Genomic DNA, 6,042 nt, shown 5'->3' with positions numbered 1-6,042 from the left:
GGGGCGGGGGGGGGGGGCGGGGGGGGGGCGGGGGGGGCCCCCCCCCCGCTCCCGCCTCCCCGCGCGCCCGCTCACCCGCTTGCGGCGCCCGCCCCCGCCGAACGCAGTGACTCCGCATGCGAACCACGACCCACCGTGATGGCCTGTGGCTGTCGGCGACCGGCTGCGGCCCGTCGGCCTTCCCCCCTTCCCCGCCCGGAGTTCCGAGCCGGACGGCCCCCTGTTCTGTTCGAGGAGTTCCATGTCCCTGCCCCCGCCACGGCCCGGCCGGCGCCTCGCCACCGTGCTCGCCACCGCCGTGGTCTTCACGCTGACCGCCGGCACCGCCCTGACCGCCGTCGTCCCCGCCGCCGCCCACGGCTCCGGAGGCCATGACGCCCCCGACGGCGGGACCGCCGTCGCCCCCCGGGTCACCGACCCCCGGGTGCTCGCCGAGGTGCGCGACGACGAGGTCGCCGCGCTCGGCCAGGAGCACGCCGAGGAGCACGCCCGGATGCGCGCGGCCGTCCGCGGCGTCGGCGACTACCCGCAGACCACCCGCACCAACCGGCTGAACGCCCTGACGGACTCCCAGACCACCCACAACCAGGGCTTCGCGGCCGCCACCTTCGGGGCGTTCAACCAGTACTTCCCCTCCCCCGACTTCGGCGACCACGTCGCGCTGCTGCCCACCGGCAAGGTGCTGCTGTTCTCCTTCGAGCGGATCGAGACCAACCCGGAGAAGGAGCCCGCCCCCACCCAGACCACCGGCCGGGAGAACGCCGGCCGAGCGTTCCTCTGGGACCCCGCGGCGGGCTACGGCAAGGACGCGTTCAAGCAGGTCACCCCGCCCGTGGTCGACATGCCCGACGGCCTGAACCAGCCCCGCCCGGCACCGTTCTTCTGCGCCGGCCACTCCTTCCTGCCCAACGGCATGCTCGGTGTCTTCGGCGGCAACCTCGGCGGCAACGGCGGCACCGGCGCCAAGCTCTCGCTGATCTTCGACCCGTGGACCGAGACCTGGACCCACAACCCCGACATGTCCGTCGGCCGCTGGTACCCGACGGTGGTGACCGGCGCGGACGGCCGGCAGCTGATCATGTCCGGCCAGTCCGAACTCGGCTGGGGCACCCCCACCCCGGTGGTCGAGCGCTTCCCCGCCAAGAACTACCCGGTGCCCTCGCTCAAGAGCGAGACCCCGAAGAACGTCCCCGTCGACCGGTTCAAGGCCGACGCCCCGTTCACCCTGGACTACCCGCACCTGTTCTCGCTCAACGACGGCAACATCTACGGCTTCGGCCGGCAGGCCGCCGAGCAGTGGAGGTTCGACCCGGTCGCGGAGTCCCGCAGCGACCTCACCGCCCGCCCCGACGGCCGCAAGCGCAACTACGGCTCGGCCGTCCTGCTGCCCGGCGGAGCCAACGGCCCGGACTCCGCGCTGATCCTCGGCGGCGACCGGGACAACCCCAGCACCCTGCGCTTCTCCAACGGCAGCTGGACCGCCGAGAAGTCCCGCGCCTTCGGCCGCACCCAGGACGACACCCTGCTGCTGCCCAACGGCCGGCTGATGACCGTCAACGGCGCCTACGACATCCGCGACTACGGCAACGGCCCGTACAACCCGAACGCCGACCTCAAGTACCGCCAGGTCGAACTCCGCGACGACCAGGGCAACTGGCAGCTCGGGCCGGTCCAGCGGCTGCCGCGCGGCTACCACTCCAACGCCGTGGTGCTGCCCGACGGGCGCGTCATGGTCACCGGCGACGAGCTCCAGCAGATCGCCAACAACCCGGACATCGACGGCACGGTGGCCGGCGTCCCCGGCACCACCGGCCCGGTCACCATGAACGGGACCATCGAGATCTACGAGCCGGCCTACCTCCACCAGGGCGACCGCCCGGTCCTCGACCGGACGCCGGCCGCGCCCGTCGGCTACGACAAGACCTTCCAGGTCACCACCACCACCCCGGAGCTGGTCTCCAAGGCGGTACTGCTCGCCCCCACCACCTCCACCCACTCGATCAACACCAGCCAGCGCCACCTCGACCTGCGGCTCAGCAGCCGGGCCGGCAACCGGCTGGAGTTCCAGGCCCCGCCGGACGCCAAGGCCGCTCCGCCCGGCTGGTACATGCTCTTCCTGCTCAACGACCAGGGCGTGCCCTCCGTCGCCAAGTGGATCCAGCTCACCGCCTGACCCCCGCTCCCGAAAGGAACCCCCACCCCATGGCAACGGATCTGCCCCTCCGCGACAGCGAGGAGATCCAAGGCGACGTCCTGGCCGGCTTCAGGAAGGACAACGTCAGCGTCCTGTTCCTCAAGTTCGAGGACGCGGCCCGGGCCCGCGACTGGCTCCGGCAGCTCAACCCGCAGATCGCCACCACCCGCGAGGTCGCCGCCTTCAACGAGGCGTTCAGCAAGGCCCGCAGGACCTCCGGCGGCGACGACCCGAAGACCCTCAAGGCGACCTGGCTCGGTGTCAGCTTCACCTACGAGGGCCTGCGGATGCTCTCCACCACCGAACCGTTCCCGCAGCCGCCGCGGAGCGGCACCGGGCTGGAGGCGTTCAAGGAGGGCTCGGCCAAGCGGGCCGGAGCGCTCGGCGACACCGGCGAGAACTCCCCGGCGAACTGGCTGTTCGGCAACGGGAAGGGCCAGCCGGTGCACGCCGTGCTGAAGCTCTCCGCGGACAGCGAGGCCGACCTCCGGACGGCGGTCGAGGCCCAGCGGATCGCCGCCGCCGAGTTCCGGGTGCTGATCGTCTACCAGCAGAACGCGCAGACCCTGCTCGGCAGCCGCCGCGGCAAGGAGCACTTCGGCTTCAAGGACGGCATCAGCGAGCCGGGCGTCCGGGGCTTCGACCGGCCCGACGCCGCCCGGCCCGAGGAGGTCGAGGGCCACCCGGGCACCCGGATCATCCCGGCCGGCGAGTTCGTCTGCGGCGAGGAGCCGGCCCCGGGCAGCTTCCGGGACTTCCCCGACTGGGCGCGCGGCGGCTCCTTCCAGGTGGTCCGCCGGCTCGCCCAGGACGTCCCCGGCTGGTGGTCGCAGGTCGCGGTCAAGCTGAAGGAGCTCCGGCTCGCCAAGGCCGTCCCGGACGCCGCCACCGCCGAGTGGCTGGCGGCCCGGATGGTCGGCCGCTGGCGCTCCGGCGCCCCGGTCTGCCACTTCAAGGACCACGACGTCCCCAACAGCCCCGGCGCCGCCTCGGACAACGACTTCGACTTCCGGGACGACCTGGAGGGCCTGGTCACCCCGCTCTGGTCGCACCTGCGCAAGACCAGCCCGCGGGCCGGCCTCCAGGCACCCGGCCCCGCCAGCCCTCCGCTGGACGCCGGGGCGCTCGACGGCCGCCGGATCATGCGTCGCGGCACCCCGTACGGCGCGCCGTTCGACCCGGCCTCGGAGGGCCCCGGCGGGCCCGACGACCCGCGCGGACTGCTGTTCGTCTGCTACCAGGCCGACATCGCGCGGCAGTTCGAGTTCATCCAGGCCGACTGGATGGACCAGCCGGACTTCCCGCCCGGCCGCCACCCGGAGCCCGGCAAGGACCCGGTCACCCAGCAGGCGGACGACGTCGACTTCGAGAGCCGCGAGCCGGACGGCACGGTCAAGCACACCCCGCTGAGCTTCGCCCAGTTCGTGCAGACCACCGGCTCGGTGTACGCCTTCATGCCCTCCCTCAGCACCCTGCGGGGGCTCGCCGACGGACGGCTGGTCGGCCCGGCGGCCACCACGGGCGGCCAGGCCGGCCAGGGCGGACAGGGCGGACAGGGCGGTGGGCAGAGCAGCGGCCAGAGCGGGCAGGGCGGCGGCCAGACCCAGACCCAGACCCAGGGCGGCCAGACCACCGCCCCGGGCGGCCCCGCGTACCCGTGCGACGAGATCGTCCCCGTCCCGGACCAGTGGCGGCGGGCCGGCCAGAGCCACTTCTGGGCCTGCCACGGCGACACCTACCGCAAGATCGCGGTGGCCGACGGCCCCGCCCACACCGACCAGGTGGTCAAGGGCGACACCCCGCTGAGCGCCCACCCCTGCTTCCAGGGCATCGGCCGGATCGACTGCGTCCTGCCCATGGCCGACCTGCAGGACCCCGGCGGCAAGAGCTGGTACTGGGTCTTCCACAGCACCGGCGGCCGCCAGCAGTACCGGGCGGTCTCGATCAGCGGCGGCAGCCGGCACACCGGCACGCTGGAGCGCACCGACCGCGACCTCGGCCCCTGGGCCTCGCTCAGCGGCGTGGACCGGGTGGACTGCTTCCTGCCCGTCCCCGACCAGCAGCGGGCCGGCGGCAAGAGCTGGTACTGGGCCTTCCACACCACCGGCGGCCGCCAGCGGTACCGGCTGATCTCGGTGGCCGACGGCACCGGGCACCCCGACACGCTGGAGCGCGGCGACCGCGAGCTCTCCCAGTGGGGCTCGCTCGGCGGCGTGGACCGGGTGGACTGCTTCCTGCCCGTCCCCGACCAGCAGCGGGCCGGCGGCAGGAGCGAGTACTGGGTGTTCCACGGGGACGCCTACCGCCGGATCTCGGTCGCCGACGGCAGCGGCCACCCGGACCGCCTGGTGAGCGGCTCGCGCCCGGTCTCGGCCTGGAACTCGCTGCTCTGAACCGGCCCCCGCGCCCAGCGCCCCCGCCCCCGCGACCGCCCGGCCGCGGGGGCGGAGCGCTTCCCGCGCGAACGACCAGGACGCATCCGAGACACCCCCGGTTCATGTGATCCATCCCACAGTTTAAGCCGGACCCAGCGCGCCTCCCGGCCCCTAGGCTTGCGCTCGGAAGTTGGCAGTCGTACCACCCTCCGGGCTCCCGTCCGGGATCGGTGACGGGACTCTCAGGGAGTTGAGGCGATGCGCCGTCGGCGGTGGAAGCACGTCCTGATCGGTGCCTTCGCGGGTGCCGCCGTCCTCGCCGACGCCGGCGCGGCGGCCGCCCAGGCCGCGGCCGCCACCGAGCAGTTGGCCATCTCCACCCCACCGGCCGGCAGCGCCGCCTGGGTCGAGGACCACTCCTACGGGCACGACCTGCCCGACCCGGCCACCACCGCGCCGGCCGCCGTCGCCGAGTTCTTCGCGCAGCTCACCCCCGCCGAACTGAACCGGCTGGTCGAGGCCTACCCGCTGGTGGTCGGCAACTTCGACGGCGCCCCGCTCGCCGTGCGCTACCGGGCCAACCGGATCGCGCTGGCCGCCGAGCGCGACCGCGCCCGGACCCGCGCCGCCGACCGGACCCTCCCCCCGGAGCAGCGCGCGCTCGCCGTCTCCCGGGCCAACGACGTGCAGAGCCTGCTCGCGGACGGCCGGCAGATCCTCGCCTTCGACCCGCGCGGCCGCGGCCTGCTCACCGAGGTCTGGGGCGACCTCGGCAGCGCCGACCGGGTCGCGGTGCTCGTCCCCGGCTCCGACGCCGACCTCGGCCACTTCGACCAGGCCGTCGAGCCGCTGCGCTCACCCGCCGGGATGGCCCGGGCGCTGTACCGGGAGGAGCACCGGCAGTCCCCGGGCACCCGCACCGCGGTGGTCGCCTGGACCGGATACGTCACCCCCTCCGGCCTCGGCCCCGACGCGGTGACCTCCCGACTCGCCGACGTCGGCGCCCCCCGGCTGCGCCGGCTGCTCGCCGGGCTCAAGGAGACCACCCGGCCGCAGGCGCCGCCCGCGCTGTTCTGCCACTCCTACGGCTCGGTGGTCTGCGGCACCGCCGCACCCGACATCCCCCGGGCGGCCGCCTCGCCGGCCGACACCACCGGGGTCACCGACCTCGTGGTGTTCGGCTCCCCCGGCATGGGCGTGGAGAGCACCTCGGAGCTGGGCGACGGCGTGCACGTCTGGGCCACCCGCAACGAGACCGACTGGATCGGCAACGTGCCGTACCTGGAGGTCGGCGGGCTCGGCCACGGCGCCGATCCGACCTCGCTGGACTTCGGCTCCGACCGGATCTCCTCGGCCCGCTCCTCCGGCCACAACGGCTATTTCGCCGCCGGCACCGACAGCCTGCACAACTTCGCGGCCGTCGCCCTCGGCGCCTACCAGGACGTGCTCCGCCCCGCCCCCGAGGCCTGAAGC

Annotated in this window: 3 protein-coding genes; all 3 read left to right on the top strand. The window is 74.2% G+C overall.

The window, feature by feature from the left end; translation table 11 throughout:
- The first annotated feature begins 241 nt into the window (after window positions 1-241).
- The 3 genes from ACFVFS_RS27975 to ACFVFS_RS27965 all read left to right on the top strand — a co-directional run bounded on the left by ACFVFS_RS27975 (window position 242) and on the right by ACFVFS_RS27965 (window position 6,039).
- Window positions 242-2,173: a galactose oxidase-like domain-containing protein gene (locus tag ACFVFS_RS27975; RefSeq protein ID WP_380627472.1), complete on the top strand. Its 1,932-nt coding sequence runs from the start codon at window positions 242-244 to the stop codon at window positions 2,171-2,173.
- A 29-nt stretch (window positions 2,174-2,202) separates the two neighbouring features.
- Entirely contained in the window at window positions 2,203-4,587 is a 2,385-nt protein-coding gene (locus ACFVFS_RS27970; protein WP_380627471.1) for a Dyp-type peroxidase, read from the top strand.
- A 240-nt stretch (window positions 4,588-4,827) separates the two neighbouring features.
- Window positions 4,828-6,039 (top strand): alpha/beta hydrolase, encoded by a 1,212-nt coding sequence (locus tag ACFVFS_RS27965; protein WP_380627470.1) that lies wholly within the window; start codon window positions 4,828-4,830, stop codon window positions 6,037-6,039.
- The last annotated feature ends 3 nt before the right edge of the window (window positions 6,040-6,042 follow it).

The organism is Kitasatospora sp. NPDC057692 (genome assembly GCF_042799475.1).
Lineage (GTDB): Bacteria > Actinomycetota > Actinomycetes > Streptomycetales > Streptomycetaceae > Kitasatospora.
Note: the sequence above shows the minus strand (reverse complement) of the source record. Positions and strands in the feature narration are given on the sequence as shown.